This is a genomic window from Streptomyces niveiscabiei (genome assembly GCF_001419795.1).
In the GTDB taxonomy this organism is placed as follows: Bacteria; Actinomycetota; Actinomycetes; order Streptomycetales; family Streptomycetaceae; genus Streptomyces; species Streptomyces niveiscabiei.
The window spans coordinates 1-2,824 of the sequence record NZ_LIRL01000474.1 but is presented as its reverse complement, the minus strand read 5'-3'; the positions used below and the strand labels follow the sequence as shown (position 1 = coordinate 2,824).

Annotated in this window: 3 protein-coding genes; 1 reads left to right on the top strand and 2 read right to left on the bottom strand. The window is 70.2% G+C overall.

Annotated elements, in window-relative coordinates; translation table 11 throughout:
• Positions 1-556 (top strand): HAD-IC family P-type ATPase (locus AOK24_RS22835; RefSeq protein WP_159051952.1); only part of this gene is annotated, 556 nt, incomplete at its 5' end.
• Between the two features lie 604 nt (positions 557-1,160).
• On the opposite strand, the gene AOK24_RS22830 is transcribed toward AOK24_RS22835, so the two are convergent.
• Both AOK24_RS22830 and AOK24_RS22825 read right to left on the bottom strand, forming a co-directional pair.
• Positions 1,161-1,628, bottom strand: a complete 468-nt coding sequence (locus tag AOK24_RS22830; protein WP_055721935.1) for an NUDIX hydrolase — start codon at positions 1,626-1,628, stop codon at positions 1,161-1,163.
• Positions 1,629-1,672: 44 nt separating this feature from the next.
• On the bottom strand, positions 1,673-2,824 hold a 1,152-nt coding region (locus AOK24_RS22825), incomplete at its 5' end, for a mannosyltransferase family protein (RefSeq protein ID WP_055721934.1).

Here is a 2,824-nt window from a genome sequence, read left to right as displayed (position 1 = left end):
GGCGCGCGGTGTGCTGGCCGTCGCCGACGCCGTGAAGGAGACCAGCGCGGAGGCCGTGCGCGCGCTGCGCTCGCTCGGGCTGACGCCGGTGCTGCTCACCGGGGACAACCGGGTCGTCGCCGCCTCCGTCGCCGCCGAGGTCGGGATCGACGAGGTGGTCGCCGAGGTACTGCCCGAGGACAAGGTGGCCGCCGTCCAGCGGTTGCAGGGCGAGGGCCGGGTCGTCGCGATGGTCGGGGACGGGGTCAACGACGCCGCCGCGCTCGCGCAGGCCGATCTCGGGCTCGCGATGGGGACCGGGACCGACGCGGCCATCGAGGCGGGCGACCTCACGCTCGTGCGCGGGGACCTGCGCGTCGCCGCCGACGCGATCCGGCTCTCCCGCAAGACCCTCTCGACCATCAAGGGCAACCTCGTGTGGGCGTTCGGCTACAACGTCGCCGCGCTGCCGCTCGCCGCGGCCGGGCTGCTCAATCCGATGATCGCCGGGGCCGCGATGGCCTTCTCCTCGGTGTTCGTGGTCACGAACAGCCTCCGGCTGCGCACGTTCCGCTGAACCCGGGGCGGAGTTACCAGAGGTTACGGGGAGTTCGTTCAATTTGATACGACCGGATATGACAATCCCCCTGGAGTCCGGGCAGCGCCTCACATAAGCTCTTCACAAGGCTCGCGCATCTTCACCACGCGGGAGCCCCGGTCGCCGTATCCGGTCACTTGCGCACCAAACGGGACGTGCGCGAGAGACACAGATCACAGTGATGTGAACGTAACCATCGAAGGGGTTCGAAGGTCTAAGTTGACGGTGTCAGGAAGCGTCTTGGGGGGCGCGGACTGGCATCTGGGGATGTCTTGGGGGACCTCCTCAGAGATGCGTTGCCGGGACACGTACAACGGGAAGCTTTGAGCGGCCCTCCCAGCGTGCGCGTCCCGGCAGATCGCAGAACCACGCGGTGCGGCGAGTTTTGCTCGTTCCGCTCACGCACAACCGCATACGCAGTACACAGCACAGCGATTCAGGCGCTGTCCTCCGAAACGCCCGGCCGGATCCCGTGGGGGGAATCCGTACCGGGACATGGGAAGGCGCCCTGGACGTCGGCCCGTGGGGGGACCGGCGCCAGGGCGCCTTCTGCTGTCCGGGGGGCGTTCGCGCAAGTCCGCCGTCAGTGCCGGATCAGGCCGCCGACCTGTACGGGCGCGGTGTGGCCGGTCGCCGGGAGCGTGCGCGCCAGTTCGATGCCCACGTCCACCAGGGACGACCGGCGCAGCCGGGTGACGTCGGGGAACGGCGTCCACACCGACTCGGCGACCTCGCCGCCGGGCTCGGGCCTCAGTCGTCCGCCGGTGATCCGTACCGCGTAGAAGACCCCGACGTTCTGATGCGGCACGCCCCCGCGCGCCTCCGTCGCGGGGATCACCCGTGAATCGACGCCCAGGAGCCGCTCGACCACCCCGGTGCACCCGGTCTCCTCGGCGACCTCGCGGATCACCGCGTCGTACGGGTCCTCTCCGTGCTCCACCCCGCCGCCGGGCAGTGTCCAGAGGGGCTCGCCCTGTGGGGGTACGCATCGTGCGAGGAGCACGCTGCCGTCGTTGACGCACACGGCGTACGCCGCCAGTCGGAAACTCATACGCGGGATTCTTACCGGTTGCCCTCGCGCGCGTGTATCGGTTTTCAGATCGCGAAGTGCCAGACCGTGAGCATGTAGGCGCCGTACCAGGAGCCGAAGAGGGCCGCGGCGGCCAGGGTGATGATCGCCGTGCTCGTGCGCACGCGCGCGAGGGCGCGGGAGATCGGGACGAGGAAGATCAGGGCGGGGATCAGGAGGCGGAGCTTGGAGTGGTAGAAGTTGCTCTGGCCGAGGGTGATCACCAGGACGACCGTGCCGTAGGTCGCCAGTGGGGGCCAGACCCGGTCCCGCCAGGCCGCCGCTGTCGCCGCTATGAGGGCCAGGAGCAGGAGGGCCGTGCTGACCGGGACCCAGCCGTCCGACTTCGTGAACGTGTCGCCGAGGAAGCCGAAGAACGCGTCGCCGTTGTCCCAGCGGGTGCCCCAGCCCGCTTCCTGGATCTTGAACCAGGCGTCGATCTCGCCGGTGCGGACGGCCACCCACAGGACGTAGGCGGGGACGCCGCAGTAGGACAGCAGGAGGGCCGTGAGGGGGCGCCAGGTGATGCGGGACTCGCGGCGGAAGTGCAGGACGACCGCCACGCCCAGGGCCGCCATGAGGGCCACCGCCACGGGACGGGTCAGGCCCGCCAGGAGGATCAGGGTTCCCGCCGTGAGCCATGCCTTGCGGTGGATCGCCAGCAGGGCCGCTGCCGCGAACGCGAGGAACAGGGACTCGCTGTAGGACATCAGGAAGACCAGCGCCATGGGTTGCGCGCAGGCGACGAGGAACGTCGCTATGTGGGCCGTACGGCGGTCGTAGAGGTCCAGGAGGAGGCGGTGCAGGCAGATGAGGGCGGCTATGAGCGCGAGGTGCGCGGCGACCAGGCCGGCCGTGTCGTAGTCCAGGAACGTCAGCGTGTGGACCGTACGGACGAGGAGCGGGTACGCGGGGAAGAAGGCCAGGGTGCCGCCCTGGAGGCCGTCGGGGGTGATCGCGAAGTCGTGGGGGTAGCCGCTGCGGGCTATGTCGAGGAACCACTGGCCGTCCCAGGAGATCAGCCGGTCGTGGACGCTCTGGTCGCCGGGCGGGTTCAGGAGGGCGAGCAGGACGAGGTGGAGGACCGCGGAGACGCCGTACACCGCGAGGGGGAAGCGGGCCGCGCGGGCGGCGCGGTGGAGGCGGGTGAGGCGGGGGCGCGTGTTCCAGGGGCTGTT